The sequence below is a fragment of the Tritonibacter litoralis genome (assembly GCF_009496005.1).
Lineage (GTDB): Bacteria > Pseudomonadota > Alphaproteobacteria > Rhodobacterales > Rhodobacteraceae > Epibacterium > Epibacterium litoralis.
Genome location: NZ_WIBF01000004.1, coordinates 252,110 through 277,834 on the forward strand (window position 1 = coordinate 252,110; position 25,725 = coordinate 277,834).

Below are 25,725 nucleotides of genomic sequence, written 5' to 3' on the forward strand. Positions count from 1 at the left end.
GCTCCTTACTTATCAGATTCCGTCAGGCCCTTGACGAACCAGCTCTGGAAGAAAATTACGATGGCAACCGGCGGTGTCATGGCGATGATCGCCAAGGCCATGGCCAGGCCATAATCCGGGATATTGGCGCCGATCCAGACCTGCATGATCTGTTTGATCCCGCGCACCAGGGTGAACATGCCTTCGTCTGTCGTCATCAGCGTCGGCCACAGATATTGGTTCCAGCCAAAGACAAACATGATGATAAACATCGCCGCGATCATCGTCTGGCTCAGCGGCACCAGAATATCGATGAAGAACTTGAATGGCCCCGCGCCATCAATCCGCGCGGCTTCCAGCAGTTCTTCGGGAACGGATTTGAAGAACTGGCGGAAATAGAAGGTGCCCGTGGCCGAGGCGATCAACGGGATGATCAGACCTTGATAGGTATTGAGCATGCCCAGAGACTGCACCACCTCATATGAGGGCAGAATGCGCACTTCCAACGGCAGCAGCAGCGTGGTGAAGATCATCCAGAACGCCACGGTGCCGAACCGGAAGCGGAAATAGACAATCGCATAGGCCGCCATCATCGAAATCACGATCTTGCCCACTGCAAAGCCAATGCCCAAGATCAGGGAGTTCATCAGCATCCGCGCGCCATCCACCGTCTTGGTAAAGCCGCCTTTTTCAAACATCGCCTTGCGATAGTTCTCCGCGAACTGGTCACCGAAATAGAACTGGATGCCCTCTTTGTGGATGGTGACATTGTCAAAAGTTGAGGTGGTCAGCACCATCAACACCGGCACCAGCATCAGCAATGAGCCCGCAATCAGGATCGCATGATCACCGACCTTGCGCCATTTGATTGTTTTCTTGCGTCGCACGGTCTGGGGTGCCGCTGTGGTCTGTACATCGGTCATCGGGACACTCCTTAGTTATAGTGGACGCGGCGTTCCATAAAGCGGAACTGGAATACGGTTAGGGCCAGCACCAGCACCATCAGGATCACGGACTGGGCCGAGGATCCGCCCAGATCATTGCCGCGGAACCCGTCTAGGAACACCTTGTAAACCAGGGTGATCGGGTTGTTGCCGGGCTCGCCTTTCAGGACGATGTCGATGATGCCAAAGGTGTCAAACAGCGCATAGGTGATGTTGATGATCAGCAGGAAAAACGCGGTTGGTGCCAACAGCGGGAAGGTGATGGTAAAGAACCGGCTGGCAGGGGAGGGATCATCAATAATCGCCGCCTCGCGCACGCTGCGGGGGATCGATTGCAGACCCGCCAGGAAAAAGATGAAGTTGATCGGGATCTGCTTCCAGACCGAGATCACGATTATCGCGGTGGCTGTATCCCAATAGTTCACGCCAATGCGCAGCTCCCAGCCAATGAATTCCGCCAGATGCGTCAGCGGGCCCAGGCTTTGGTCGAACAACAGGATGCCCATCAATCCCGCAACCGGCGGGGCAACGGCATAGACCCACATCAAAAAGACACGATAGGATTTGGCCCCGCGAATGATGGTGTCGGCCTTCACCGCCAACAACAGCGCCAGCGACAAGGAGAAGAACGCCACCAAAACGGTGAAAACCAGCGTGAACTGGGCGATCGACCCATATTCAGAGCCCGAGATCACGTCGCGGTAATTGTCCAGTCCCACAAAGGTGGAGCCAAAACCAAACGGGTCTTCCAGGTAGAATGAGGACCGGATTGCTTCGGCCGCGGGCCAGTAAAAGAATAACAGGATGATGGACAGCTGTGGCACCAACAAAAGGTATGGAAACAGCGGTCGGGAGAATTGCACTCTTTTCATTCTCGGCTCCCAGCAAAAGCAATGCGAAAAAAAGACGGCGGACCATTTCTGGCCCGCCGCGTGGGGGTGGGGCTTAAATTAGCCCTGAGTTTTTGCGAAACGTGCCAGCAGTTTGTTGGCTTCGTCTTCGATGGTCTGGAACGCGTCTTCTACAGAAGCTTCGCCAGACAGGATCTTGCCGTACTCGCGGTTCATTACGTCACGCACCTGAACATAGAAGCCCATGCGGTAACCTTTGGTGTTCTCACCGGCAGGCAGGGTCAGCTGCTTGATGCCAACTTCAGCCGCAGGCGCGCGGTCATAGTGACCGTCTTTCTTGGCCAGGTCGTAGGCTGCGTTGGTGATCGGAACGTAACCGGTCTCTTTGTGCCAGTAGTACTGGGTCTCAGCCGAGGTCAGGAACTTGAAGAATTCAGCAGTTGCTTTGTTTTCTTCTTCAGACTTGCCTGCCATCGCAAACAGAGCTGCGCCACCGATGAAGGTGTTGGTCGGCTCTGCGTTTACACCGTCCCAATAAGGCAGGTAGGTGGCAGAGAATGGGAACTCAACAGTTTTGGACAGGCCGCCAAAGGAGCCAGAAGAACCCAGCCACATTGCAACTTCGCCTTGCTCGAACGGCTTCTGGTTGTCACCCCAGCCGGCACCATAATAGCCGAACAGACCGTCATCAACCCAACCCTTCAGCGCGGTGAAGTGGGCTTTGATTGCGTCGTTGTTGACCAGGATCTTGGTCTCGCCGTCGCCATAGCCATTGTCGTTAGACGCAAATGGCAGGTTGTGGCGGGACATGAAGTTCTCGGTGAAGATCCAAGGCAGGTGCGATTGTGCCATAGGAACGTAGCCGGCTTCTTTCAGTGCAGGCGCGGTCACAGACTGGAACTCTTCCCAGGTCTTCGGTGCGGAAACGCCGGCTTTTTTCATGGCGTCTTCGTTGAAGTACAGGATCGGAGTGGACGAGTTGAACGGCATGCCGATCATCTTGCCTTCGGAGTCAGCATAGAAGTTGCGAACGCCAGAGATGTAGTCGTTTGCATCAAACGCAACACCGTTTTCGGTCAGCAGGTCTTGAGCTGCAACAACAGCGCCTTTTGCACCGATGATGGTTGCGGCACCGGCGTCAAACACCTGGATGATGTCGGGCTGTTCGCCTGCGCGGAACGCGGCGATACCGGCAGTCAGGGTCTCTTCGTAGTTACCCTTGTAAACAGGCACCAGGGTGTAGTCTTCCTGGGAGGCGTTAAAGTCGGTCGCGATTTCGTTCACAACTTCACCCAGGCGACCGCCCATGGCGTGCCAGAATTCGATTTCGGTCTTGTCAGCAAATGCTGCGGTACCGGCGAAAGCAAAGACGGAGGCCGTCAATACGGACTTCAGGTTCATTTCTATCTCCTTCGACCAATCTGGGCAGCAAGCCGCAGCGGTCCCCTGTGACAGTGGTTCGGGTGGACACGCCACCTCTATTGCGGCGCATAAGGAGATTCTGTGACGTTCATGTGAAACCAAAAGAAGTTCACACGGACATTTTTTACACTGCGACGGATCGCAGTTGGAATTGAGTATGAAAACAGAGATTTAGCAGCAATGTCATTGATTATTGAAAGTTTTGTGACAGTTGCATGGCCATGCCAAGAGGCGCTTCGATGCTTTCAAGGTCATTTTATTTCAGTCTAAATTGTTCAAGTGAACCATTTCTGGACATATCGGCCTCTGAAATGTTCATTTTAACGGCCGCAGTCTGTGTTAACGACACCGTGATCCCAAGCGGGCAAACATTGTGGGAACCACCCGAATGTGACACAAGGACGCCCCAGTGCAGACCCAGGTAATTCTGGTGTCGTTTAACGTTAAACAGAAGGTGGCTATGGCTGTGGGAATTGGAGCAAAACCGACCCCCTGCACGCAGGTGCATGATTTGGTCACTTGGCTGGTTGACCGCGGCCTGAAGGGTGCCAGCCAAGAAGACATCCTGCAGGGCTATTGTGATCAAATGGTTGCGCTGGGCGTGCCTTTGTGGCGCTTCTTCCTGGGACAACGTGCGTTTCACCCCAAGTTCGGCAACATCGGTTTTAACTGGATGGCCGACGAAGGCGTCACCTCGCAGGTATTTGAATACCGCGAGACCCCGTCCGAAGATTGGCTACAAAGCCCCTTGTTCGCCATGGTCGAACAAGGTCTGAGCGAGATCCGGTTCGATTTGCGCAGCCAAACGGATTATCAGGAATTCCCACTTCTGGTCAGCCTCAAAGAGCGCGGCGTGACGGATTACGTTGCGGCCGGCCTAAAGTTTACCGACGAGGATTTTTCAATTGAAAGCAACGCAGGTTCCGAAGGTGTGTTGCTGAGCTGGTCGACCAATGATCCCAAAGGGTTCGATCCCAACCATCTGGACGCCATTCGCGCCTCACTGCCGCATCTGGGGCTGGCGCTGAAATCCTCTGCCAATCGGCGCATGGCAAGTGATCTGCTCAAAGTCTATCTGGGTCGTGATGCCGGGCGGCGGGTCTTGTCGGGCGAAATCCAACGCGGCTCATCGCGTGAGATCAACGCGGTCATTTGCCTGTTTGACCTGCGCGGCTTCACCAGCCTGGCTGAGCAGATCCCCGGGGCCGAGCTGATCGAGATGCTGAACGACTATTTTGGTCTGGCTGTGGCCGCAATTCAGTCCAAGGGTGGCAATATTCTCAAGTTCATGGGGGACGGGATCCTTGCGATCTTTGATCTGGGCGACCTCGAAGCGGATGCGGTGGCGGCGCTGGAAGCTGCCAAGGATCTGGATCGCGCCGTGCGCACCCGTAACTTAGAGCGAGAAGCGCAGGGGCTGACGGTGACGGATTTCACACTGGCTCTGCATGCGGGGCCGCTTCTTTATGGCAATATCGGTGCTGAGAACCGGCTGGATTTCACCGTGATTGGCCCGTCGGTCAATCTGGCAGCGCGGATCTCGGATATGCATGTCTCGGTCGGGCGGAACATCATCGTCTCGGAAAACGTGCAGCAGGTGGCTGGGGAGGCCAGCCACGATCTGGTCTCGCTTGGGCGTTATATGCTGCGGGGCGTGTCGGAGCCGATCGAGCTGTTCACCATCTACAGCCCGTCCTGACCTGCGCAAGAAACGCACAGGTTTCGCGGCGAAACCGTTGCAAATATTGCGCGCGGTGTCTTCAGGCTTGCGTAACCGCAGTTACTGCGTGGTGATCCATTCCGCATAACCGTCAAGCAGATCCTGTAATTCGTCTGCGGTTTGCGGGAACCCCGAGAAACTGCGCAGCGCAGTGGTTGTTGCCCAGGGCAGTTTCTGATCCGTCATCAATTCCACATAGGGTGCAAAGGCCGCAGCCTGATCCAGCAAGGATGTGCGCAGGTTGATCCGGGGATTATCCTCACCAATGTCGGAATAGATAAAGTTCAGACAAGATTTACAAAAATAATGTCTGCGCCCCGGGGTGCCAAGCGCGCCAATGATCAGTTCTCCGCTGCAGGAAAAAGCGGCGCGCGGAAACATGGTGGTCATGGAAAAGGCGCTGGCCGTCAGTTTCTGGCAATCTCGGCAATGGCAGGCCAACGTCAGCAAGGGCGGCGCGGTGACGTCGATCTGCACCGCGCCACACATGCAGGACCCGATGAGAGGAAGGCTATAGGGCATGCCCAAGCCTAGCCGGTTTTCCCAAGGTAGCGAAGGAAAACTCAAGTTGGCGTCTAGGTTTGTGTGTCGTCATTGTCTTTGTAGGCGTCCCACAGGTCGGGGCGGCGCTCCTGGGTGATCTTTTCACTCATCTCGCGGCGCCATTTTTCGACGTTGCCGTGGTGGCCGGACATCAGCACATCGGGGATGGTGCGGCCCTTCCATTCGGCGGGGCGGGTGTATTGGGGATGTTCCAGCAGGCCTGAGGAAAAGCTCTCTTCCTCGGTTGAGGCCTGATTGCCCAGAACACCGGGCAACAGGCGCACGGTGGCGTCAATCAGTGCCTGCGCGGCCAGCTCGCCGCCGGTCATGACAAAATCACCCAGCGAGACCTCCATGATGCCGTAATGCTCCAGCACCCGTTCATCGACCCCTTCAAAGCGGCCACACAGCAGGGTGACGCCATCGCAGCGGGCCAGGTTTTGCATCATGGTCTGATCCATGCGCCGTCCACGCGGAGAGAGGTAGATCAGCGGCCAGTTGCCGCTGGTGCCTGCCATCGTGTGTTCAATCGCATTGCCGAGCACGTCCGGGCGCAGCACCATGCCGGCGCCGCCGCCTGCGGGGGTGTCATCGACATTGCGATGTTTTCCAACCCCAAATTCCCGCAGATCCGTGGTTTCCAGCTGCCATAAACCCTGTTGTAAGGCTTTGCCCGTCAAACTTTCGCCCAAAACACCGGGGAAAGCTGTGGGGAACAAGGTCATCACCTTGGCCTTCCACACGCCAACAAGATCCGGCGTCGGCGTCATCAGCTCACGCGGTTTCAATGTGGGGCGAATGGCCTTGCGACCGTGGGATTTATTTGGTGCTGTCTTTTTTGGTGCTGTCATGGGACGGTGTTTAATTCAAACCGGCGCGCGCGCAATAGAAAGCTGTGATTTGACCAAGATAGAGCCGTCTAAAGCAGAAGTGCCTGAACAAAGCAAAGCAAAGCGACGCGAAGAGGCGCAGGCCCGGACCGAGGCGCTCTGGCCGGAAATTGCCGTGGACCTTGGCCTTGACGGGCATCAGGCCCGGTTTCGACCGATGCGGGTCAACAGCCGGTTTATCGACCGCCGTTGCGTTCTGGACGTGCGCTTGTCCAACGGACAGGAGCTGGTGCTGCGTGCCGATTTTGAGGACAGGCGGATCAAACGGATTCAAAATATCATCGCGCGACAACGTCGGTTGTCTGCTGCGCTGGCCGACGTGCCCGGGGTTTCTGTTCCGCAGGTATTGTGGCAGCATCCAAGCCGCTTTTTCACGGTGATGGAATTTGCCAAAGGCGAAACCGCGTTTCGTGAGCTGGATCTGGCGGATTTGGGCTTTGGTCGGCGGGCCGAGGTCTTGCATCGGATCGGGCGGGCGGTGGCCGATATGCACCGCTGTTCGGCCACCGGACCGCGTAAATTTTGGCCCAAGTTCAATCTGGACAAAGTCAGTGCCCGCGCCGAAGCCGCACGGACCGGTGACAGCCCGATCCGCCGACAGCCCAAATTTCTGGGGCTGTGTGCCTATTTGCACCGCGCCGGACGACGGGCACGCGGGGTGAGTTTTGATGGCGCGCTTGAACATGGGGATCTGCACTTCCGCAATGTTCTGATGGATGAAAAGACTGTGTCCTTCATCGATTTTGCCAATTTCTCCAATGATATCCCTCAGAATGATCTGGCCAACCTATGGGTCGCGAACTGCCCAGATCATCAGGCACCTATTGCAGAGCCGAGCGGTTATGGTCGGGTCAGAGAGGCGGATTGGGAAGCATTTCTGGCCGGATATGGGCGCGATGTTCGCGAAGACCCAGTGTTCCAGTTCTTCTATGCCATGCGGGTGTTTCGGACGTGGCAGCGGGTGCCAGTGCCCGGGGACGCGATCTCTCAAAAAGGAGAGGAGATGTTGGAGGGGTTGATTGACGTCACCAACTGGCTGTTGGCGCATGAGCCTGGGTGATCAGAACAGACCTTCAGGCGGGTCGGCGATGATGCGGCCTTTTTCCAGGTCCACCGTGGGCACCGCCGCAAGGGTGAAGGGCAGAAGCACCGTGGATTTCAAACCCGGCCCGTGCAGCTCCAGCAGGTCGCTTGCACCGTGGTTCAGTACGGTTTTGACCGTCCCCAACAAGGCCCCGCCAGTGTCATAGACCTCAAGCCCGATGAGGTCGGCGTGGTAGTATTCATCATCCGGCAGGCTGGGCATGCGGTCCCGCGCCACAAAGAGGCGCAGACCTTTGATCGCATCGGCCTGCTCTTTGGTCTCCACCCCGCTGAGATGGGCAGCAAAGCCGCCTTTGATCGCGCGGGTGAGGGTGAGAGAGTAACTCGCGGTGCCGGCCTCATCGGTCAGGGGGGAGTAATCCTCGATCTCATCTGGAATGGCGCAAAAGCTTTTGAGGCGGATTTCCCCGCGCACGCCAAAAGATCCCGCTACAGCTCCGACACAGATCAGATCGCTCATACTTCTATTTCCCAACGCAATAGCCCGACGCCCATTGGCCGCCGTTCTGGGCACATGTTTCGCGTTGGTGATAGCGTTCAAACAGGATGCCTGCAACAAAGCTTGCCGCCAAAAGGATCACCAGGCGGAGCAGCCGAAAGATAATCATCGCGTCTCGACCGGCACCGCACCTTTGCGGCGTTCCCAGCCGACGTCCTGCAGTTCAGGCGTGTTGGACCGGCGTTCGGGATAGCCGACACAGAAATAGCCGATCAGTTTCCATTCGGTCGGCACATCCAGGTCGCGGTTCATCTGCTCGGGGTCAAGGATCGACACCCAGCCAAGGCCCAGCCCATGGGCGCGCAAGCCCAGCCAGAACTGCATGATTGCTGACACCACAGAATAGCGCCGCATTTCGGGCATGGTGGCCGCACCCAACCCGCTGCCCTGTTCTGTGCCATCGTCGCAATAGACCGCAATCTGTTCTGGGGCATCGCGCATGCCGGACAGCTTGAGATTGGCATAAATCCCTGCTTGTTCGCCGCTGTAACCGGCCAGCGCGTCTGCATTGGCGGCTTCGAAATTCTTCAGGGCGGCGGCGCGGGCGGCGTCGCTTTGAACGCGGATGATCCGCCAGGGTTCGCTGAGCCCGACCGAGGGGGCCAGTTGAAACAGATCGAGGCAACGCACAAACGCTGCCTCGTCAATTGGATCTTGCCGAAAGTGGCGCACATCGCGTCGGAGCCGCATCAGCAGCTCCAACTCTTCGCGGAAGCTGTCCGTAAATTCCGTCGACTCCCGCGTGACCATGTGCTTACTCCGCTGTGGCTTCTTCTGGTGCCTCTGCTGCTGCTTCGGCGGCTTCAGCAGCCTTAGCAGCTTTTTCTTCAGCGCGCTCTTGCGCTTTTTTGCCAGGAACCGCTTTTTGCGGGTTTTTACGCTCTTTTTTCTCTGTCACGCCAGCAGCTTCCAGGAAGCGTGCAACACGGTCGGTCGGCTGAGCGCCTTGCTCCATCCAGTATTTAACGCGATCCAGGTCCAGCTTTACGCGCTCTTCGCTGTCTTTCGGCAGCAGCGGGTTATAGGTGCCCAGTTTCTCGATGAAACGGCCGTCGCGCGGCATGCGGCTGTCTGCAGCAACAACGCGGTAGAAGGGGCGTTTTTTCGAGCCACCACGGGCCAGACGGATTTTCATTGCCATTGTTTAAGTCTCCTTTGATGGCGGTGTCAGGGGTCAGGTCCCTGTTATTCCTGGTGTTTTTTGTGGTGCTGAATGACTTCAGCGATAATGAAGTTGAGAAACTTCTTGGCAAATTCGGGGTCCAGGTCGGCCCGTTTCGCCAGATCTTCAAGCCGCGCGATCTGTTTTCCTTCGCGCGCGGGGTCCGAGGGGGGCAGCGCGTGTTCGGCCTTGAGCTTGCCCACAGCCTGCGTGTGTTTGAACCGCTCGCCCAGAGTATAGACCAAAATGGCGTCCAGACGGTCGATGCTTTCGCGGTGCTCTTTCAGCACGTCGGCCGCACGGGTCACGGCATCGGTTGCAGTGTCAGTCAATGGCCCATCCTTTTGGTTTGAAAAGCGGATCCGCATAGTGGCTGATTTCCATTTCGATGCCATGCGCCAGCTGGCTGTCGGCCAGATCCCCCGGCGCCGGGTGGCGATAGACGGCGTCGTGGCCGTCGACAGTGGCGGCATCGTGATCCTTGGTCGCGCCCAGGCGTTCGGCCAGGCGGATTGAATCCAGGTTTTTCGGGTCGATATAGCTGACGGCGGTTTGCCAGCCCATCGTCTCGTAAAAGTAGTGACGTGCGGCGTTTGTGGCCTCCAGCGCGTAGCCTTTGCCAGCGGCACCGGGCCAGATGATCCAGGCGATCTCAGCCTCGGGCCAGCCTGCGGGCTGCCAGCCACCGGCCATGCCGTAGGTCTCATCCGTATGCTTGTCGTGGATCATCCACATGCCAAAGCCGCGCACCTGCCAATGGCCGATCTCAGCCGCGAACAGCATCCAGCTTTCATAGGCGTTGAGTGGCCCGCCCATAAAACGCGACCGGTAGGAGGCAAATGTGGCCTCGAAATTCGGGTAGGCTTCGGCGGTGGGGCCGCGCAGGATCAGGCGCGGGGTTTCGAGCGTCGGTATGGTCGGGGTCATGCCGCGCTCCCTTCCGCTGGATGGCGCCAGACCTGACAGACCTTGCCCAAGAGTTCTCCATCGCGTTCAAAGCGGGCGCCGAGACGGGTGGCCAATGCAATCGAACGGGTGTTCAGCGGCGCGATATAGGAAATCACCCCGTCGAGCTTGTATTCCTGCGCGCCAAAGGCCCGCGCGGCGCGGGTGGCTTCAAAGGCGATGCCTTTGCCTTCGGCATGGACATAAAGGTGCCAGCCCAATTCCGGTTCGTCCCAGCCTTCGTGGTAGATAAAGCCAACGCGGCCCAGTGGTGTGTCGTCTTTCTTGTCGGCGATCATCCACATGCCATAGCCACGCAGGACCCAATGGCCGATGCCGGAACAATAGCCACGCCATGCGTCCGGGCGGTCCTGAGGGCCGCCGACGTATTTTGCCCGGTCAGACGCCATGAATTCCACATGCGCCGCGAAGTCCTTTTTGCGCGGTGCGCGCAGGACAAGGCGTTGGGTTTCCAGCTCAGGGATGGGGAGGTCAAAGAAGGCGCTCATGTGCTATCGTCCGCTCGTTGTTTTAACGCTTCCGGTGCAGGGTGACGATAAACCCATTCGGTGCCATGGGTCACATTCTCATAGCTACGCTCGTAATGAGCACCCAAACGTTTCGCGAGCGCTATCGAGCGAGTGTTGCCCGGGATTATGTTTGAGCTGAGGGTCTCAAAGCCCAACACATCATAGGCATAGCGCCGAGCTTCTGTTGCGGCCTCAAAAGCGTAACCCTTGCCCTCAGTACCCGGAAACATTACCCAACCAAGTTCAGGTTCCGGCCAGCCTTCGGGTTCCCAAAGGCCAACAAATCCAGCAGGTTGCCCGTCGCGCGTATCGACCATCCACCAGCCAAAACCGCGTAGAGCCCAATGACCGATCATGCTAGCAAACCAGCGCCAGGCCTCATTGCGACCCAGTGGACCTCCAAAGCCCCAACTGCGTTCGCTATCAGCGAAGAAAGCTGCGACGTTTTCAAAGTCACCTTTGACGGGGGGGCGTAACACTAAGCGCTCGCTGGTCAACGTGGGGATGGAAAGAACTAGATGCTGTGACGTCGGGAGGCTCATGCGTAGGCCTCCACCGAACCGTCTGCGTCCGGGGCCGAGTGGCGATAGACCACATCCTCTTCGTCGCCTTTGGGGCGCGGGGCGTCCGGGTCATTGATGGCACCCAGGCTGCGGGCAACCGCCATGGAGGCCAGGTTTTCCGGATGGATATAGCTGACCAATGTGGTGTGACCATTGGCAAAACCCCAGTCGCGCGCCGCAGATGCGGCTTCGGCGGCGTAGCCCTTGCGTTGGAAGTCCGGCAGGATGCACCAGCCGATTTCCAATTCGGGGAAGCGGGGCGGTTGGTTGATGCCGACCTGACCGATCAGCGCGCCGGTGTCCTTGAGCGTCACGGCCCAGGAGCCAAAGCCCTGCCACGCCCAGCTGACGGTTTCCGCCGCGATCCAGCGGAACAGTTCGTCATGGCTGATGGGCCCGCCCATATATTGCGCCCAGTCGGACGCGAAATAGGGTGCCAACGCGGAGACATCGGTCATCACGTGGTGGCGCAGTCGCAGGCGCTGGGTTTCAAGGGTTGGTGCCGAGGTCATTTAAGATCCTCCGCGTGGAGCCAATAGACCAAAGAGTTTGGAAACCACGCAGGTGCGGGATCATCGCTGAGCTTGGCACCCAGTCGATCTGCAACGGCGCGCGACGCGGTGTTTTCCGCCTTGATATGGATAACCAGCTTGTCCCAGCCCAGATCCGCAAACAGGTGCTGGGCAGCGGCGCGGGCGGCTTCGGTTGCAAAGCCGTGGCCTTCTGCCTGCTCTGTCCAAAGCGTCCAGGTCAATTCGGGCGCGTCGGTGTCGCCTGAGAAATGCGGACCAACGTGCCCGATGGGTGCACCGTTTTGCTCAATGACATAGCGGCCATACCCGCGCAGGGTCCAATGACCGATGATGGTGGCGAATTTGTCAAAGGCCTGGGCTGCGGAAAACGGTCCCCGCACAAACTTCGTCCGATCCGACGCGCAATAGGCCTCATACAGGGGGAGATCCCCTGCAGTAGGCTGACGCAGCGTCAGTCGTTCGGTGTTTATGGTGGACCGGGCGTGCATTTACTTTTTCTTTCCGAACCCAGACAGGCCGCCGGGCAGGCCCATGCCGCCGCCGAGACCGGGCAGAGCACCGGGCATGCCGCCTTTGCCGCCCATGGCTTTGGCTGCGGCTTCAAGGGCCTTGGGGTCCAGCTGGCTGGGGTCCATGCCGCCCATATCAGGCATGCCACCTTTGCCGCCCAGCATGCCTTTCATGGCCTGCTTCAGCATCTTGCCTTTGCCCATTTTGGACATCTTCTTCATGACGTCGGACATCTGTCGGTGCATTTTCAAAAGCTTGTTCAGTTCAGACACTTCCAGACCTGCACCGGCCGCGATGCGTTTCTTGCGGCTGGCCTGCAGCAGCGCGGGGTTGGCGCGCTCTTTTTTGGTCATGGATTGGATCAGGGCGATCTGGCGTTTGACAACCTTGTCGTCCATGCCGGATTCTTCGACCTGTTTGGCCATTTTGCCCATGCCCGGCATCATCTGCATCATGCCCTGCATGCCGCCCATCTGGAGCATCTGTTCCAGCTGCATGCGCAGGTCATTCATGTTGAAATGACCCTTCATCATGCGCTTCATCATCTTTTCGGCTTTTTCAGCCTCGATGGTTTCCTGGGCCTTTTCAACCAGCGCAACAATGTCGCCCATGCCGAGGATCCGACCGGCGATCCGGTCGGGTTCAAAGGTCTCGATGGCGTCCATCTTCTCGCCCAGGCCGACAAAGCGGATCGGCTTGCCGGTGACCGCGCGCATCGAAAGCGCCGCACCGCCGCGACCGTCCCCGTCCATCCGGGTCAGGACGACGCCAGAGATGCCAACCTTGGCGTCGAACTCTTCGGCAACCTCAACGGCGACCTGCCCGGTCAGACCGTCGACCACCAGCAGGGTCTCGCGCGGTTGAACCGCGTTGCGAACCTCTTCGACCTCGCCCATCAGGACTTCGTCAATGTGCAGACGGCCGGCGGTGTCGAGCATATAGACATCATAACCGCCCAGCATCGCCTGTTGTTTGGCGCGTTTGGCGATATCGACCGGTTTCTGGCCCGCCACAATCGGCAGCGTGTCGACACCGATCTGGGTGCCCAGAACCGCCAGCTGGTCCATCGCCGCCGGGCGATAGATGTCGAGGGAGGCCATCAGGACCTTTTTGCCCTCTTTCTCTTTCAGGCGTTTGGCCAGCTTACCGGTGGTGGTGGTCTTACCAGAGCCCTGCAGACCGACCATCAGGATCGGGGCAGGCGGGTTGTCGATTTTCAGAACGTCGGGATCAACGTCACCACGCAGGGTGTCGACCAGCGCATCATGCACGATCTTGACGACCTGTTGGCCGGGGGTGACGGATTTGGTGACAGCCTGGCCGGTGGCCTGATCCTGTACCTTTTTAATGAATTCGCGGGCGACCGGCAGCGAGACGTCAGCTTCCAGAAGGGCGACGCGCACCTCGCGCAGGGCGGTTTTGACGTCTTCCTCGGACAGGGCACCCTGTTTGGTCAGCCGGTCGAAGACGCCGGATAGGCGTTCGGATAGATTTTCAAACATGCCCGCGGCCTCCTTTGCCGGTTATCGGTTGTGCCCCTAGATGTAAGGAGCGGATGGGTCATACGCAATCGCCGGCAGTGGTGCGCCACAACGTAAGGGCGAGCCAACCGCAAGCGCCCCCACGGGCGTAACACGCTGGTGGAGGGCGATCCCTGACATAGGTCCGGGACCGGAAGATTTAGATTCTTCCGGATGTAGGGGGTCGCGTACGGGTTTTGCGGCCGTGAGTCAAGCTTTTGCCGCTGCGTTTTGCCGATCCACAATCCTGTGATTGGCCTTTGGCACTCTAAGAAGTCATTATCCAGGAATTCTTTTGAGTCCTGACATTTTAGGGCACTGAATTTATTTTGTTTTTGATTTGGATAACTTTAGCGATGGAAAAACTTCGGGAATTTATTTGGGTCGCCTTTCAAGTCCTGTGGCCTGCGTTTGCTCTGGCGGGTGGTCTTATTGGCGTTTATTACGTTGTACTCCTGCTTGGAATTTCGACCATCGGCTCTGCCTTTCTGCTCGGGTTTCCGATTGTGTCGAGCATCGTGATCTTGAAGTTTCGTCCAAAGGGGCAGGCACACACGCTGTTGGGAGCCATCGCCTTTTTACTTGGGACCATGGTGTTGTCCATTTTAGGGACATTTGTTTTAGGCGTCGAAGGCTTGATCTGTATCGCCATGGCAATTGGGCCGCTTCTGTTTGGAACCCTGTTGGGGGGGGCGATCTATGTCCTGTACCTGCGCCAAAAGGAGGCCAAACGCAAAGGCGCAAATCTTGTCGTCATAATGCCCTTGCTGGCGCTGGTGGCATTGGATGGCGGTTTGAAAAGCATGGGGCCCACGGTCCACTCAATCTCGAACGAGATCGAAATCGCCGCGGCGCCCGAGGTTGTGTTTGGCATGTTGAAGTCCATCCCGGATATCAAGCCCGAGGAAGTGCAGACTCGGTTCTCGCATCTGTTGGGCGTGCCCAAACCGACCGAGGCCCGCTGGGTGAGCGGCCCGGAAGGTGTCGTGCGGCATTCCCATTGGGGGCCAGAGGTTCATTTCCAGGAACGCATTGTTGAGGTCGTGGAAAACCGCAAGATTGCCTGGGAGTTCGAGTTTCCAGAGGGCTGGATATCGGAGCGGATCGAAGATCCGCATGTGCGTGTTGGCGGTGAATACTTTGACGTCTTGTCGGGGGGCTATGTCTTGCAGGACCTGGATGGGCGGACGCGTCTGACCCTGACAACCCGCACATGGGATCATTCTGGTCTGGGGTTCTACGCAACATATTGGCACCATTTCTTTATCGAAGACTTCCACGAGGTGGTGCTGGAACTGGTCAAGTCACGGGTCGAAGCGTTGTAGCTTTTAACAGGGCGACCGGTGTCGCTGCGCCACGGTCAGGCTTGACGAGGTCGGGGGGTGTTGGCGTAACATAATACAGGCCCAAGCGCGATAGAGAGATCTGTCATGGACCCCTTGGGCCGGGGCAGAAGACCCGCAGGCATGTTTTGAACGCAGCTTTGCTGTTCCCTATCGGGCTGGGAGTGAGCAAAGGAGCCAGATGTCATGCGCGTATTTACTGTTTTAGGGCCGTCGCAGGCCGGGAAATCCACCCTGGTCAGGGCGATGGCCGGGCTGGATAAAGAGGCCGGTCAAAAGCTTGAGGCTGCGGGTGTTGTCACCTTGCAGCCTTTTTCATTTATGGGAGAGGACTGGGGCGCGATCGAAGTGGCCGGGGGTGCGGAAAACCTGGCCCAGGCCGGGCCCGCATTGGCGGCCAGCGATGCGGCTGTGGTCTGCGTGCCGGCGGATGCCGAGGCTGCGGTGCTGAGCGCGCCCTATCTGCGCAAGGTCGAAGAGGCCGGCCTGCCGGTGTTTTTGTTTATCAACCGGATGGATCAGACCCGCGATCGGGTGGCGGATGTTCTGGCGGGCTTGCAGACCTATTGCGCGCATCATCTGGTCTTGCGTCAGGTGCCCATGCGCGAAGGCGGGCAGGTCGTGGGGGCTGTTGATCTGATCTCTGAACGGGCGTGGTCTTATCAGGACGGCAAACCTTCGGCTTTGGTGGAGCTGCCGGATGGGGTGCGCCCGCGCGAGGTTGAAGCGCGCGGCGAGTTGCTGGAAGCGCTGGCGGATTTTGACGACCAGCTGATGGAAGAGCTGATCGAGGATCAGGAGATCCTGGTCAAGGAGATCTATGACGTGGCGACACGCACACTGCAGCACAGCCAGCTGATCCCGGTCTTTCTGGGCGCGGCAGAACATTGCAACGGGGTGATGCGGCTGATGAAATCCCTGCGTCATGAAGCGCCACCGGTGGAACAGGCTCTGGCGCGGTTGTCACCCGGTGGTCGGGTTGTGGCGGTGGGCTGCATGGGTGAATTGGTGAAACATCTGGGGAAATCCGTGCTGCTGCGGGCCATGAACGCAGATTGCAGCAGCGGCACCGAAATGGCAGGTCAGGCAATCGGTGGGCTGACGATGGTGGCCAAAGGCGGCAATGGCAGTCTGGCGATGGGGGATCTGGGCCGGGTGGTGAAATCGGATCATCTGCGTCTGGGGCAGGTCTATCTGAAAGACGGCGCGCGGGCCTTGCCGGATTGGGCGCAGCCCCGGCCCGCCACGTATCGCCGGTTGGTGACACCGGTGCATCAGCGTGACGAGGCGCGCCTGTCCACCGCGTTGGAGCGGATGGGAGAGATCGACCCGGCGATGGAAGTGACCCAGGATGAGGCCACGGGACATGCGCTGTTGAACCTGCAAGGGCCGCAGCATCTGCGCCGGGTGATACAGACGTTAAAGGCAGAGTTTGGCGTTGAGGTGACCGAGGATATGGTGCCGCCCGCGCTGCGCGAGACCATAACCAAACCGGTTGAGATCCATCACCGCCACCGCAAGCAATCCGGCGGGGCGGGGCAGTTTGCCGATGTGGTGATTGCGATCAAACCGCTGCCGCGCGGCAGTGGCGTGACGTTTGATGACTGTGTCAAAGGCGGGGCTGTGCCGAGGAATTACATCCCCTCGGTCGAGGCAGGCGCGCGGGAGGCGTTGATGCAGGGCACCAACGGTCACCCGGTGGTGGATGTAGCAATCACCCTGAAGGACGGTAAACATCATTCGGTAGACAGTTCTGATTATGCGTTTCGCATGGCGGGCAAGGCGGCGGTGCGCGAAGCGCTGGGGGAGGCCGGGCTGGTGCTGTTGCAGCCCATCGTCAAGGTCGCCATCCACGTGCCCTCGGTGTTTTCCGGCAATCTGGTGCCTATGGTCAGCGGTATGAAGGGGCAGATCCTCGGCTTTGAGGCGGAACAGGATGCGGCAGGATGGGATCTGTTTGAAACCCTGCTGCCGATGGCCGCGCAGGATGAGCTGTGCAGCGCCTTGGCCAGCGCAACGCGTGGAACGGCCTGGTTTCAAAGCGGTTTTGACCATTATGAGGAAGCGCGGCGGGGGGATTTCGGAGCCAAATAGGCATGGGGCTTGTCAAAACTGGGGCTGCCGCTTAGTGCGAAATACAGTACTTTTCAGGAGCCCCAAAACATGGATGCCTCATCTCTTTATCAAGACAGCCTACCCACCACATCGGACGCGCTGTTGGCGAAGTTGGATGATTGGGACATTCCTTATGTCCTATATAATCACGTGCCATTGCGTACGGTCGAAGATGCCAAGTCCGTAGAGGCTGAGTTGAGCGTCCCGGGGGAAACGGCATTCCGGATCAAGAATCTTTATCTGCGGGATCGCAAGAAGCGCAACCATCTGGTGACGTTGGAACAGGATCGAGAGATCGACCTGAAGGCCTTGGCCGGAGAGCTGGGATTGGGCAACTTGTCGTTTGGCTCGGCGGATCGGCTGTTGGAAAACCTTGGCATCCGCCCCGGCGCGGTCAGCCCGCTGGCCATGGTCAACGGGGTGGAAAACGGCGTGACCTTTTACATGGACGCCGCCGCGCAGGAGGCGGATGTGATCTATATGCACCCATTGGTCAATGATCGCACCATTGCCATGAAGCGGGCGGATCTGATGCGCTGGTTTGACCGTATCGGCTGTGTGGTGAACTGGATTTAACGCCCGAACCGCGCCGCTGCGGCACAGGCGTTGCGACGCTAACATATCTGTCTATATTCACAGAGACTTCAGATAGATTTTTGAGTAAAGCGGGGAAGAGCATCATGGACAATTGGGACGAGGTTCGCACCGCTTATCAAGTGGCCCGAATGGGTACAGTGAGCGGCGCTGCCGAAGTGCTGGGAGTGCACCATGCGACGGTGATCCGCCATATCGACGCGATTGAATCCCGGCTGGGCGTGAAACTGTTCCAACGTCATGCGCGAGGGTACACCCCAACCGAGGCGGGGCAGGACCTGTTGCGGGTGGCGCAGACGACGGATGATCAGTTCAATCAGCTGGTGGGCCGCCTCAAAGGGCAGGGTGATGATGTCTCGGGCGAGCTGGTGGTGACCTCGGTCGAGAGCATGTCCAGCATGTTGGTGCCCATTTTGACCAAGTTTCAGGACAGCCACCCCGGCCTTGTGATCCGGTTTCTGACCGGCCCGCGCCTGTTCCGGCTGGAATATGGCGAGGCCCATGTGGCCATTCGCGCCGGGGCAGTGCCGGACCAGCCTGACAATGTGGTGCAACCCTTTCGCAAGCAGAATTTCGCGCTTTATGCGCATCGCGATTATTTGGCAGCCATGGGCCCCTTTGGCGGTGTCAAAGATATGGCAAACCACCGGTTTGTTATGGATGACGACACCATCCCCAAGGCGCCCTTTGCCCGGTGGATGCGCAGCAATGCGCCAGAAGGCACCGCCAATTTCCGGGTGAGCCATATGAATTCGCTGGTGCATGCGGTTCTGGCCGGTGCGGGCATCGGTTTTGTCGCCTGTTGGGAGGCAGAGCGTTACCCCGAGCTGGTGCAGGTGATGGCGCCGCTGGATGAATGGCAGGCCCCTTTGTGGATTGTGACCCATGTGGATCTGCACCGAACCTCCAAAGTGCAGACCTTCCTCAGCTTCCTGAAGGACGAGGCCAAAGCGTGGGCGTAACGCCGCCTGGCCCATTGGGGTTAAGCCGGGCGCAATGGCAGGGGCATGGCGCCATGCTGTTGTTTTCGGCTTTGGTGGGGGGCTCCTTCTCGCTTGGTGGGCAGGTCGCAGGTGAGATTGCGCCAGCCGCTTTGAATGCGCTGCGGTTTGCACTGGCATCGCTGATTGTTGGGGTGGCTGTTGTGGCAACCACGGGGTTGCGGGCGCAGAACTTTCACGCGCCCTGGCGGTTTATGGTGATGGGCAGCATTTTTGCAGGCTATTTCCTGTTGATGTTTTATGGGCTGCAGCGGGCCAGCGCGGTCAGCACCTCGGCTGTTTATACGCTGACGCCGGTTATGGCGGCGGGGTTTGGTTGGCTGTTGCTGCGGCAGGTCACAACGCTGCACATGGGGATGGCGTTGCTGATCGGAGCGCTGGGCGCGTTGATTGTGATCTTTCGCGCGGATTGGCAGGCCTTTGTGCAGCTGGCGGTTGGACCAGGGGAAGCGATCTTTTTCATCGGCTGCGTGGCTCATGCGTTTTATACGCCATTGGTGCGGAAACTGAACCGGGGGGAGCCTGCGGCAAGTTTTACATTGGGCATGCTGCTGGCGGGCACGGGGGTTCTGACGTTGTTTGGCTGGTCCGACATTCGCGCAACGGATTGGAGCAACTTGCGACCGTTGGTCTGGATCACCATTGCCTATCTGGCGGTATTTGCCAGCGCGGCAACCTTTGTGCTGTTGCAATTTGCCACGATGCGCCTGCCCTCGGCCAAAGTCATGGCCTATACCTATCTGGTGCCCAGCTGGGTGATCCTGTGGGATCTTGCCGTTGGGATCGCCCCCCCTGGAGGCTGGGTCTTTGCCGGGCCGGTGCTGTCAGCGCTCGCGCTTTTGTTACTGTTGCGCGGTGAGCGGCGTCATGAAAGCGACATCTAAGGGCCTTAAGGCCTGCCGGGCTAAAACCGGGGGACATTCGGATGATTGAGCTGACCTATCGCTTTTCTGCAGCCAAAGGCACAAAATTTGTGGCTCCGATGGGGGTGATGACGCCCCATGCCGCGCCCCTGGGGTTCGACATTGACGGCGCCGAGGTTGGTGGCGTTGCCGCGCCCAATTGCGCGCAGATGCTGGCGCATGGGGTTGTCACGGGGGATGCGGTCACAATGCGGGTGCGTTTTGCGCCATCCGGGCCAAATTACCCTGACCAGATGTTTGTGCCGACAAACAGCCGGTACACCCGCAGCGCAACCGCCTTGGCCGGTGAGACGCAAGAGATTGCCAAGGCCGCAGGCGGCGGGCAGGCGGGGATTCTGGCGATTGTGAACCATGTGGCGGGCCTGTTTGAATATGGCCACCCAGAAGAGCGGTTTTACGATGGCCACGATGAGCTGCCACAGTTGTGCAGCCTGGCGCAGGGCTCGTGTGTGGATATCAACGCCTATCTCATCGCGTCCTTAAGGGCGGCGGGTTATGAAGCGGGCTATATCTATGGGGTTTTTGTGCCCGAAGAGAAAAAGACCTGGGCGGTGGATGGGCATTGCTGGGTGGTGACCCGTCACGATGGCCAATATCAGGAATGGGACATCGCGCATTTCCTCAAGATGGGTCGCCGAGAGGTTGCGCCCGCTTTGAACCCGAAACCGGGTGTGCGCCTGCCGATGGCGCATTCCATGGGCTGGACCGTGCCATTGCTGGGGATCGAGGATTTCAAATTGTTCGGTCTGCCCTTACAGCTGATCGACGGCGGGGTGACAGATTTCCCGGACCTTACCTTTGGCTTATCTGGCTATGAAGCGCTGGCTGCGCGGGGTTAACCCGCCGGCTGCTCTGCGCTGTCGCTGAGCTCGCGTTCCAGAAACCGTTCAAAATCATCCAGATTGACCGGCTCAAACTGGCCAAAGCCCTGCATCCAGACCGAAGCGTTGCGCAGGGCGTCTGGCTGCAGCTTGCACCATTTGACCCGCCCGCGTTTCTCCTGCGCGATCAGGCCCGCGCGGGTCAGGATGGTCAGATGTTTGGAAATGGCTGCCAGCGACATTTCAAACGGTTCCGCCACATCCGTCACGGCCATGTCGTCTTCCAACAGCATGGTCAGGATTGCGCGCCGGGTTGGATCGGCCAAAGCTGCAAAGACAGTGTCGAGTGTGTCGCTCATGGCGTTCACATTTAAACCGCATGCTTCGGATCGACAATGGGCAAGCGCTGCTCCATATCCCAACCTATCTGATTGGCGGTGAAAAGGGCAGGTCATGGCGTTGCGATATTGGTTGATCATCATTGGCCTTGGCATGGGGTGGGGGATGTCCTTTACCTTTAATGCCGTTTTGCTGCGCGAGCTGGATCCGCTGAGCATCACCGCAGGCCGGGTCGGGCTGGGCGCGCTGGGCTGCTGGATCTATCTGGTTGCGCGTGGGGTGAACTGGCGCGTGCCAGCCCAACGCGCGGCCAGCCTGATGGCGTTTGGTGTGCTGAGTTATGCGCTGCCCTTTACCTGCTATGCTGTTGGTCAACAGGATGTGGCCAGCGGCGTGGCTGGAATCATCAATGCGATGACACCGGCGCTGACCGTTGTGGTTGCGCATCTGTGGCCGGGCGGCGAGCGGGCGACGTGGCTCAAATCTGCGGGGGTTTTGACCGGGTTGGTTGGGATTGTCGTTCTGTCCGTGCCGATGCTGCTGGACGGCGGGGCCAGCGCAGGCTGGGCCATTTTGATCACCCTTGGCGCGCCGCTGTGTTATGCGTTTTCGGTCAATCTCGCCCGGAGTTTTGCGGATGTGGACCGTGTGGCCATGGTGTCCTGGGCGCTGTTGGGGGCGGCGCTGGTTCAGGTTCCGCTGGCCTTTCTGGTAGAGGGTGCTCCGCAAAGCCTGTCGCCAGCCGCCTGGGGTGCGCTGGCTGTGATCGGGTTTGGCCTGACCTCTGCGGCGTTTATCGTGTTCTATTGGGTTCTGCCGCGTGTGGGGCCGACAAATATCACCTTGCCCACCATGATCGCGCCGGCCTCTGCCCTGTTCTTTGGCAGCTACCTGCTGGGCGAGCCTTTGAGCATCAGCCATGGGGTGGGGCTTTTTGCAATCCTGTTTGGTCTTCTGATGATCGACGGTCGCCTGTTCCGGAAACCTGCAACATCGTCGTGAATTTCAAGATCAACCGTTTGGTTGAATATGGGTTTGGCGCGGTCTTGGGCGCTAACGCTGTGCCTTGGCTTGGGCTTGGAAAAGGGATTGACCCGCTAAGTGTCAGATAAATAACAGAAAAGACTGCGTCTTTTTGGTCTGTCTCGGTCGTTGACTCTGATCCTTTCACCCCTTAGCAACCAAGGCAGAATTCGCGTGAGGATGGTGCCCGTGATTGACGACGACCAAAAGCAGCGCTTGGCGCAGCTGGAGGCGCGGTTGAGCGAGGCGCGTAAGGCCCAAGAGCCCAAGCCGCGCACGGAGGAACACTATACGATGGCCAATCAGGCCTGGCGTATGGTGACAGAATTGGTGGCCGGTCTGGTGATTGGTCTTGGCATTGGATTCGGGCTGGACAGCCTGTTCGGGACAATCCCGATCTTTCTGGTGACCTTTACATTGTTGGGTCTGGTGGCAGGCATTCGGGTCATGATCCGAAGCGCCAACGAGATCCAGGAGAATAAACTGGCCGAAGAGGCCGAACAAGACGCGCAAGACCGGGATTGATCCCTCGGCGACAGGAGACACGGGACGATGGGCAAGATTTTCTTTTATGTGGCACTCGCCGCAGTCGTACTTTCGGGGCTGCTTTTTGCACCTGAGCATGCGGGCCTCGCAATTCACCCCACCGATCAGTTCCTGGTGAAGCCGCTGTTTGGCGGTGACCACGTGGGCGTCATGACCCCAACAAACGTGACCCTGTGGATGGTTCTGGCCATCGCTTCGATCTTTGCCCTGCTGGTTCTTGGCTCCTCGGGCCGCGCGATTGTCCCATCGCGTGCCCAGTCGATTGCCGAACTGGCCTATGGCTTTATCTACAAGATGGTGGAAGATGTGGCAGGCAAGGATGCCGTCAAGTTCTTCCCCTATATCATGACCCTGTTCATGTTCATCGTGACCGCCAACTTCCTTGGCCTGATCCCGATGTCCTTCACCACCACCTCTCACTTTGCGATCACCGGCGTTCTGGCGATCCTGGTGTTTGTGATCGTCACCATCACCGGTTTTGTCCTGCACGGCGCCAAGTTCCTGTCGCTGTTCTGGGTTTCTTCCGCGCCCTTGCCGCTGCGTCCGGTTCTGGCTCTGATCGAGGTGATCTCTTACTTTGTGCGCCCCGTCAGCCTGTGTATTCGTCTGGCTGGTAACATCATGGCGGGCCACGCTGTTCTGAAAGTTTTTGCGGGGTTTGCCGCGGGTCTGGGACTGTTCTCCTTCCTGCCGATCTTCGCCATCAGCGCCTTCTATGCGCTCGAAGTTCTCGTGGCCTTCATTCAGGCTTACGTTTTCACCATTCTGACCTGCGTGTACCTGAAAGACGCGCTGCACCCGTCGCACTAAGCCACGGTTTGCAAAGGTCCGAACTCTAAATCCGCAACTTCCAATCGTAAGGAGATTTCACAATGGAAGGCGAACTCGCACACATCGGCGCTGGTCTGGCTGGCATGGGTACTGGTATTGCTGCACTGGGTGTTGGCAACGTAGCAGCTAACTTCCTGGCAGGCGCACTGCGCAACCCTTCTGCAGCTGCATCGCAGACTGCAACCCTGTTCATCGGTATCGCATTTGCAGAAGCTCTGGGCATCTTCTCGTTCCTGGTTGCTCTGCTGCTGATGTTCGCCGTCTAAGAACCTTCGGAACCTTTTTCCTTACGGCCGGGCGGGAGGCATGCCCTTTCCGCCCGGTGTAACGGCAAGTTCCTTAGGAGGACGACATGGCATCAAACTCGCATGACGCAGGTCACGGTGCTGCAGACGCAGCCCACGGTGCCGCTGACGCCGCGCACCACGCAGCAGATGCTGCGCATGGTTCGGGCGGTATGCCGCAGCTGGACTTCTCGACCTATGGTAACCAGATCTTCTGGCTCCTGGTCACTCTTGTCGTGATCTACTTCATCCTGTCGCGCATCGCGCTGCCCCGTATTGCGGCGGTGCTGGCTGAGCGTCAGGGAACCATTACGAATGACTTGGCCGCGGCCGAGGATCTGAAAGCCAAAGCGGTTGAGGCGGAAGACGCCTATAACAAAGCTCTGGCGGACGCACGTGGTGAAGCGCAGAAAATCGCTGCTGAAACCCGCGCTGCGATCCAAAAGGATCTGGACGCAGCCATCGCAAAAGCTGACGAAGAAATCGCTGCAAAAGCCGCGGAATCTGAGAAAGCCCTTGCTGAGATCAAAGAAGGCGCATTGGAAGCTGTCAAAGTTGTTGCAGCTGACACCGCATCGGCACTGGTTTCTGCCCTGGGTGGTCAAGACGACGCAGATGCAGTTTCCGCATCGGTTGCTGAGCGGATGAAAGGATAAGAACATGCGTACTGTTATTGCTCTTGCCCTGACATTTGCTGCTGCAAGCCCGGCTTTGGCTGCATCTGGCGGCAAGTTCCTGGCGCTGGACAACACTGATTTTGTTGTCCTGCTGGCCTTCCTGCTGTTCGTTGGCATTCTGCTTTACGTCAAGGTGCCCGGCCTGTTGGGCAAGCAGCTGGACGATCGTGCCGAAGGCATCCGCAAGGAGCTGGACGAAGCACGTGCGCTGCGCGAAGAAGCCCAGACCATTCTGGCGTCTTATGAGCGCAAGCAAAAAGAAGTGAGCGCGCAGGCGGAACGTATTGTTGCCACTGCTCGCGAAGAGGCTACAGCTGCCGCGGAACAAGCCAAAGCGGATCTGAAAACTTCGATCGAGCGCCGTCTGGCGGCCGCCGAAGAGCAGATCGCATCGGCTGAAGCCTCGGCGTTGAAAGAAGTGCGGGATCGCGCGATTGATGTGGCTGTGAGCGTTGCGGATGACGTGATCTCCAAACAGCTGTCTGCCGCTGAGGCAAACAAACTGATCGACGCGGCCATCGCTGACGTGGACGCCAAGCTGCATTAAGCTGCTGATAGACGTTTAAAAAAACCCGGCCATTGTGCCGGGTTTTTTTATGTGACAATTGCGTGAAGTTGCAACAGTTGGTGGATTTGTTAAGCCGCTGCTAGTGTCCTAGGTGGTATTTGCGGAGGCAGATCGAATAGTAAGATTTTATCTGCAATGCTGTATGTAAATCCCATATTGGACTATCACGAACCCGTCGCGTCTGATGTTGCCAAACCGGTCCTGTCAACTCGCGGGCTAACGTTGCGGTTCGGCAGCAAAACGATTTTGGACGACATCTCCTTTGATCTTTTTGACAAAGAGGTGCTGTGTCTGGTCGGTCCGCCCAATTGTGGGAAATCTGTGCTGACGCGATGTTTGAACCGCACTGTCGAAGAGGAACGGGCCTCTGTTCAAAGCGGTCATGTTTTTGTGGATCGTCGGGACACGCAGGACCCGTCCTGGGATTTGCCACAAATCCGTCGGCAGGTCGCCTTGGTGCCGCAGGTTGCAAACCCCTTTCCAGCGACGATCTGGGACAATATCGCCTATGTCCTGAAGTTGCACCGTCTGGCTCCGACGTCCAAAGATATCGCCCTGCGGATCGAGGATTCGCTGCGCCGGGTGGGCATTTGGGATGAGCTCAAAGGGGAGCTGCATAAAAAACCGGTGCATCAGATGCCGATCATGACCCAACGTCTGATCTGTATCGCGCGGGCCCTTGCGCTGGAGCCGCGTCTGTTGGTGCTGGATGAGCCTTCAACCGGCCTTGGTGGTATCGAAGAGGGTCGGCTCAAGAGCATCCTGTCCGACTTGCAGCAGGATATGCCCGTTATTCTGTGCACGTCATCTTTGCGGATTGCAGCGCTTGTCGCGGATCGCATCGGCCATATTGAAGGTGGACGCCTGATGGAAATCGATACGGCTGAACTGCTTTTGACCAATGCGCAGACGGTAGCCACGCAGCGTTATGTTGAGTCCCACTAA

General features: G+C 58.2%; 32 protein-coding genes. 15 read left to right on the forward strand and 17 right to left on the reverse strand.

Annotated elements, in window-relative coordinates; translation table 11 throughout:
* Positions 1-5 precede the first annotated feature (5 nt).
* The 3 genes from GFB49_RS09145 to GFB49_RS09155 form a co-directional block, all read right to left on the reverse strand.
* Complete coding sequence (locus GFB49_RS09145) at positions 6-902, reverse strand: ABC transporter permease subunit (RefSeq protein WP_153215547.1); 897 nt, start codon at positions 900-902, stop codon at positions 6-8.
* 11 nt (positions 903-913) lie between these two features.
* Positions 914-1,795: an ABC transporter permease subunit gene (locus tag GFB49_RS09150; RefSeq protein ID WP_153215548.1), complete on the reverse strand. Its 882-nt coding sequence runs from the start codon at positions 1,793-1,795 to the stop codon at positions 914-916.
* A 78-nt stretch (positions 1,796-1,873) separates the two neighbouring features.
* Positions 1,874-3,175: an extracellular solute-binding protein gene (locus GFB49_RS09155; RefSeq protein WP_153215549.1), complete on the reverse strand. Its 1,302-nt coding sequence runs from the start codon at positions 3,173-3,175 to the stop codon at positions 1,874-1,876.
* Between the two features lie 481 nt (positions 3,176-3,656).
* Between GFB49_RS09155 and GFB49_RS09160 the strand changes: the two genes are divergently transcribed.
* Positions 3,657-4,895: an adenylate/guanylate cyclase domain-containing protein gene (locus GFB49_RS09160; RefSeq protein ID WP_153215643.1), complete on the forward strand. Its 1,239-nt coding sequence runs from the start codon at positions 3,657-3,659 to the stop codon at positions 4,893-4,895.
* Positions 4,896-4,976: 81 nt separating this feature from the next.
* Here GFB49_RS09160 and GFB49_RS09165 read toward each other — a convergent pair whose 3' ends face one another.
* Positions 4,977-5,438 (reverse strand): GFA family protein, encoded by a 462-nt coding sequence (locus tag GFB49_RS09165; RefSeq protein WP_246149656.1) that lies wholly within the window; start codon positions 5,436-5,438, stop codon positions 4,977-4,979.
* Between the two features lie 53 nt (positions 5,439-5,491).
* The gene (trmD, locus tag GFB49_RS09170) at positions 5,492-6,310 is read right to left on the reverse strand and encodes a tRNA (guanosine(37)-N1)-methyltransferase TrmD (protein ID WP_153215550.1); all 819 of its coding nucleotides are present in this window, start codon (positions 6,308-6,310) and stop codon (positions 5,492-5,494) included.
* 49 nt (positions 6,311-6,359) lie between these two features.
* Here trmD and GFB49_RS09175 point away from each other — a divergent pair, with 49 nt between their 5' ends.
* Positions 6,360-7,409, forward strand: coding sequence for an aminoglycoside phosphotransferase family protein (locus GFB49_RS09175; RefSeq protein WP_194269300.1), 1,050 nt, complete (start codon positions 6,360-6,362; stop codon positions 7,407-7,409).
* On the opposite strand, the gene rimM is transcribed toward GFB49_RS09175, so the two are convergent.
* Genes rimM through ffh form a run of 11 tightly spaced genes read right to left on the reverse strand, consistent with a single transcriptional unit; the run spans position 7,410 to position 13,697 of the window.
* Entirely contained in the window at positions 7,410-7,913 is a 504-nt protein-coding gene (gene rimM / locus GFB49_RS09180; protein ID WP_153215552.1) for a ribosome maturation factor RimM, read from the reverse strand. It lies immediately after the preceding gene.
* Positions 7,914-7,917: 4 nt separating this feature from the next.
* Complete coding sequence (locus tag GFB49_RS21000) at positions 7,918-8,061, reverse strand: hypothetical protein (RefSeq protein WP_194269301.1); 144 nt, start codon at positions 8,059-8,061, stop codon at positions 7,918-7,920.
* Complete coding sequence (bluB, locus tag GFB49_RS09185) at positions 8,058-8,702, reverse strand: 5,6-dimethylbenzimidazole synthase (RefSeq protein ID WP_153215553.1); 645 nt, start codon at positions 8,700-8,702, stop codon at positions 8,058-8,060. Before bluB ends, GFB49_RS21000 begins: the two co-directional genes overlap by 4 nt.
* 4 nt (positions 8,703-8,706) lie before the next feature.
* Positions 8,707-9,093, reverse strand: coding sequence for a 30S ribosomal protein S16 (gene rpsP, locus GFB49_RS09190; RefSeq protein WP_153215554.1), 387 nt, complete (start codon positions 9,091-9,093; stop codon positions 8,707-8,709).
* A 44-nt stretch (positions 9,094-9,137) separates the two neighbouring features.
* On the reverse strand, positions 9,138-9,446 hold the full coding sequence (locus GFB49_RS09195; RefSeq protein ID WP_246149657.1) for a chorismate mutase: 309 nt from the start codon (positions 9,444-9,446) through the stop codon (positions 9,138-9,140).
* Positions 9,439-10,041, reverse strand: a complete 603-nt coding sequence (locus tag GFB49_RS09200; RefSeq protein WP_153215556.1) for a GNAT family N-acetyltransferase — start codon at positions 10,039-10,041, stop codon at positions 9,439-9,441. Before GFB49_RS09200 ends, GFB49_RS09195 begins: the two co-directional genes overlap by 8 nt.
* Positions 10,038-10,568, reverse strand: a complete 531-nt coding sequence (locus GFB49_RS09205) for a GNAT family N-acetyltransferase (RefSeq protein ID WP_153215557.1) — start codon at positions 10,566-10,568, stop codon at positions 10,038-10,040. The genes GFB49_RS09200 and GFB49_RS09205 overlap by 4 nt, the downstream gene beginning before the upstream one ends.
* Positions 10,565-11,131 (reverse strand): GNAT family N-acetyltransferase, encoded by a 567-nt coding sequence (locus GFB49_RS09210; RefSeq protein WP_153215558.1) that lies wholly within the window; start codon positions 11,129-11,131, stop codon positions 10,565-10,567. The genes GFB49_RS09205 and GFB49_RS09210 overlap by 4 nt, the downstream gene beginning before the upstream one ends.
* Positions 11,128-11,664: a GNAT family N-acetyltransferase gene (locus GFB49_RS09215; protein ID WP_153215559.1), complete on the reverse strand. Its 537-nt coding sequence runs from the start codon at positions 11,662-11,664 to the stop codon at positions 11,128-11,130. The genes GFB49_RS09210 and GFB49_RS09215 overlap by 4 nt, the downstream gene beginning before the upstream one ends.
* Entirely contained in the window at positions 11,661-12,173 is a 513-nt protein-coding gene (locus GFB49_RS09220) for a GNAT family N-acetyltransferase (protein WP_153215560.1), read from the reverse strand. The genes GFB49_RS09215 and GFB49_RS09220 overlap by 4 nt, the downstream gene beginning before the upstream one ends.
* Entirely contained in the window at positions 12,174-13,697 is a 1,524-nt protein-coding gene (ffh, locus tag GFB49_RS09225) for a signal recognition particle protein (RefSeq protein ID WP_153215561.1), read from the reverse strand.
* A 374-nt stretch (positions 13,698-14,071) separates the two neighbouring features.
* Between ffh and GFB49_RS09230 the strand changes: the two genes are divergently transcribed.
* The 6 genes from GFB49_RS09230 to GFB49_RS09255 all read left to right on the forward strand — a co-directional run bounded on the left by GFB49_RS09230 (position 14,072) and on the right by GFB49_RS09255 (position 20,530).
* The gene (locus tag GFB49_RS09230; RefSeq protein ID WP_153215562.1) at positions 14,072-15,040 is read left to right on the forward strand and encodes an SRPBCC family protein; all 969 of its coding nucleotides are present in this window, start codon (positions 14,072-14,074) and stop codon (positions 15,038-15,040) included.
* A gap of 204 nt (positions 15,041-15,244) precedes the next feature.
* A complete protein-coding gene (locus GFB49_RS09235) occupies positions 15,245-17,152 on the forward strand; it encodes an elongation factor G (protein ID WP_153215563.1) in 1,908 nt (635 codons plus the stop codon).
* 69 nt (positions 17,153-17,221) lie between these two features.
* Positions 17,222-17,749 carry a prolyl-tRNA synthetase associated domain-containing protein gene (locus GFB49_RS09240; RefSeq protein ID WP_153215564.1) on the forward strand — a complete coding sequence of 176 codons (528 nt, stop codon included), beginning with the start codon at positions 17,222-17,224 and terminating at the stop codon, positions 17,747-17,749.
* Positions 17,750-17,853: 104 nt separating this feature from the next.
* Positions 17,854-18,729, forward strand: a complete 876-nt coding sequence (locus GFB49_RS09245; RefSeq protein WP_153215565.1) for a LysR family transcriptional regulator — start codon at positions 17,854-17,856, stop codon at positions 18,727-18,729.
* 53 nt (positions 18,730-18,782) lie between these two features.
* Positions 18,783-19,652 carry a DMT family transporter gene (locus GFB49_RS09250; RefSeq protein ID WP_153215566.1) on the forward strand — a complete coding sequence of 290 codons (870 nt, stop codon included), beginning with the start codon at positions 18,783-18,785 and terminating at the stop codon, positions 19,650-19,652.
* A 41-nt stretch (positions 19,653-19,693) separates the two neighbouring features.
* Entirely contained in the window at positions 19,694-20,530 is an 837-nt protein-coding gene (locus GFB49_RS09255; RefSeq protein ID WP_153215567.1) for a transglutaminase-like domain-containing protein, read from the forward strand.
* On the opposite strand, the gene GFB49_RS09260 is transcribed toward GFB49_RS09255, so the two are convergent.
* Positions 20,527-20,871, reverse strand: a complete 345-nt coding sequence (locus GFB49_RS09260; RefSeq protein ID WP_153215568.1) for an ArsR/SmtB family transcription factor — start codon at positions 20,869-20,871, stop codon at positions 20,527-20,529. The two genes, GFB49_RS09255 and GFB49_RS09260, sit on opposite strands and share 4 nt — an antisense overlap.
* A gap of 94 nt (positions 20,872-20,965) precedes the next feature.
* Between GFB49_RS09260 and GFB49_RS09265 the strand changes: the two genes are divergently transcribed.
* From GFB49_RS09265 to GFB49_RS09295, 7 genes are all read left to right on the forward strand, one after another.
* Entirely contained in the window at positions 20,966-21,853 is an 888-nt protein-coding gene (locus GFB49_RS09265) for a DMT family transporter (protein ID WP_153215569.1), read from the forward strand.
* A gap of 201 nt (positions 21,854-22,054) precedes the next feature.
* Positions 22,055-22,399: an AtpZ/AtpI family protein gene (locus GFB49_RS09270; RefSeq protein ID WP_153215645.1), complete on the forward strand. Its 345-nt coding sequence runs from the start codon at positions 22,055-22,057 to the stop codon at positions 22,397-22,399.
* Positions 22,400-22,426: 27 nt separating this feature from the next.
* On the forward strand, positions 22,427-23,230 hold the full coding sequence (locus GFB49_RS09275; protein ID WP_153215570.1) for a F0F1 ATP synthase subunit A: 804 nt from the start codon (positions 22,427-22,429) through the stop codon (positions 23,228-23,230).
* Between the two features lie 62 nt (positions 23,231-23,292).
* A complete protein-coding gene (locus GFB49_RS09280) occupies positions 23,293-23,517 on the forward strand; it encodes a F0F1 ATP synthase subunit C (RefSeq protein ID WP_008562443.1) in 225 nt (74 codons plus the stop codon).
* 86 nt (positions 23,518-23,603) lie between these two features.
* Positions 23,604-24,191 carry a F0F1 ATP synthase subunit B' gene (locus GFB49_RS09285; RefSeq protein ID WP_153215571.1) on the forward strand — a complete coding sequence of 196 codons (588 nt, stop codon included), beginning with the start codon at positions 23,604-23,606 and terminating at the stop codon, positions 24,189-24,191.
* A 4-nt stretch (positions 24,192-24,195) separates the two neighbouring features.
* The gene (locus GFB49_RS09290) at positions 24,196-24,759 is read left to right on the forward strand and encodes a F0F1 ATP synthase subunit B (RefSeq protein ID WP_153215572.1); all 564 of its coding nucleotides are present in this window, start codon (positions 24,196-24,198) and stop codon (positions 24,757-24,759) included.
* Between the two features lie 156 nt (positions 24,760-24,915).
* Entirely contained in the window at positions 24,916-25,725 is an 810-nt protein-coding gene (locus tag GFB49_RS09295) for a phosphate ABC transporter ATP-binding protein (RefSeq protein WP_153215573.1), read from the forward strand.

Excerpts from the sequence above, each read along its gene's own strand:
- GFB49_RS09145 (WP_153215547.1), bottom strand. The coding sequence starts at position 902 with ATGACCGATGTACAGACCACAGCGGCACCCCAGACCGTGCGACGCAAG.
- GFB49_RS09150 (WP_153215548.1), bottom strand. The coding sequence starts at position 1,795 with ATGAAAAGAGTGCAATTCTCCCGACCGCTGTTTCCATACCTTTTGTTG.
- GFB49_RS09155 (WP_153215549.1), bottom strand. The coding sequence starts at position 3,175 with ATGAACCTGAAGTCCGTATTGACGGCCTCCGTCTTTGCTTTCGCCGGT.
- GFB49_RS09160 (WP_153215643.1), top strand. The coding sequence starts at position 3,657 with ATGGCTGTGGGAATTGGAGCAAAACCGACCCCCTGCACGCAGGTGCAT.
- GFB49_RS09165 (WP_246149656.1), bottom strand. The coding sequence starts at position 5,438 with ATGCCCTATAGCCTTCCTCTCATCGGGTCCTGCATGTGTGGCGCGGTG.
- trmD (WP_153215550.1), bottom strand. The coding sequence starts at position 6,310 with ATGACAGCACCAAAAAAGACAGCACCAAATAAATCCCACGGTCGCAAG.
- rimM (WP_153215552.1), bottom strand. The coding sequence starts at position 7,913 with ATGAGCGATCTGATCTGTGTCGGAGCTGTAGCGGGATCTTTTGGCGTG.
- GFB49_RS21000 (WP_194269301.1), bottom strand. The coding sequence starts at position 8,061 with ATGATTATCTTTCGGCTGCTCCGCCTGGTGATCCTTTTGGCGGCAAGC.
- bluB (WP_153215553.1), bottom strand. The coding sequence starts at position 8,702 with ATGGTCACGCGGGAGTCGACGGAATTTACGGACAGCTTCCGCGAAGAG.
- rpsP (WP_153215554.1), bottom strand. The coding sequence starts at position 9,093 with ATGGCAATGAAAATCCGTCTGGCCCGTGGTGGCTCGAAAAAACGCCCC.
- GFB49_RS09200 (WP_153215556.1), bottom strand. The coding sequence starts at position 10,041 with ATGACCCCGACCATACCGACGCTCGAAACCCCGCGCCTGATCCTGCGC.
- GFB49_RS09205 (WP_153215557.1), bottom strand. The coding sequence starts at position 10,568 with ATGAGCGCCTTCTTTGACCTCCCCATCCCTGAGCTGGAAACCCAACGC.
- GFB49_RS09210 (WP_153215558.1), bottom strand. The coding sequence starts at position 11,131 with ATGAGCCTCCCGACGTCACAGCATCTAGTTCTTTCCATCCCCACGTTG.
- GFB49_RS09215 (WP_153215559.1), bottom strand. The coding sequence starts at position 11,664 with ATGACCTCGGCACCAACCCTTGAAACCCAGCGCCTGCGACTGCGCCAC.
- GFB49_RS09220 (WP_153215560.1), bottom strand. The coding sequence starts at position 12,173 with ATGCACGCCCGGTCCACCATAAACACCGAACGACTGACGCTGCGTCAG.
- ffh (WP_153215561.1), bottom strand. The coding sequence starts at position 13,697 with ATGTTTGAAAATCTATCCGAACGCCTATCCGGCGTCTTCGACCGGCTG.
- GFB49_RS09230 (WP_153215562.1), top strand. The coding sequence starts at position 14,072 with ATGGAAAAACTTCGGGAATTTATTTGGGTCGCCTTTCAAGTCCTGTGG.
- GFB49_RS09235 (WP_153215563.1), top strand. The coding sequence starts at position 15,245 with ATGCGCGTATTTACTGTTTTAGGGCCGTCGCAGGCCGGGAAATCCACC.
- GFB49_RS09240 (WP_153215564.1), top strand. The coding sequence starts at position 17,222 with ATGGATGCCTCATCTCTTTATCAAGACAGCCTACCCACCACATCGGAC.
- GFB49_RS09245 (WP_153215565.1), top strand. The coding sequence starts at position 17,854 with ATGGACAATTGGGACGAGGTTCGCACCGCTTATCAAGTGGCCCGAATG.
- GFB49_RS09250 (WP_153215566.1), top strand. The coding sequence starts at position 18,783 with ATGCTGTTGTTTTCGGCTTTGGTGGGGGGCTCCTTCTCGCTTGGTGGG.
- GFB49_RS09255 (WP_153215567.1), top strand. The coding sequence starts at position 19,694 with ATGATTGAGCTGACCTATCGCTTTTCTGCAGCCAAAGGCACAAAATTT.
- GFB49_RS09260 (WP_153215568.1), bottom strand. The coding sequence starts at position 20,871 with ATGAGCGACACACTCGACACTGTCTTTGCAGCTTTGGCCGATCCAACC.
- GFB49_RS09265 (WP_153215569.1), top strand. The coding sequence starts at position 20,966 with ATGGCGTTGCGATATTGGTTGATCATCATTGGCCTTGGCATGGGGTGG.
- GFB49_RS09270 (WP_153215645.1), top strand. The coding sequence starts at position 22,055 with ATGGTGCCCGTGATTGACGACGACCAAAAGCAGCGCTTGGCGCAGCTG.
- GFB49_RS09275 (WP_153215570.1), top strand. The coding sequence starts at position 22,427 with ATGGGCAAGATTTTCTTTTATGTGGCACTCGCCGCAGTCGTACTTTCG.
- GFB49_RS09280 (WP_008562443.1), top strand. The coding sequence starts at position 23,293 with ATGGAAGGCGAACTCGCACACATCGGCGCTGGTCTGGCTGGCATGGGT.
- GFB49_RS09285 (WP_153215571.1), top strand. The coding sequence starts at position 23,604 with ATGGCATCAAACTCGCATGACGCAGGTCACGGTGCTGCAGACGCAGCC.
- GFB49_RS09290 (WP_153215572.1), top strand. The coding sequence starts at position 24,196 with ATGCGTACTGTTATTGCTCTTGCCCTGACATTTGCTGCTGCAAGCCCG.
- GFB49_RS09295 (WP_153215573.1), top strand. The coding sequence starts at position 24,916 with ATGCTGTATGTAAATCCCATATTGGACTATCACGAACCCGTCGCGTCT.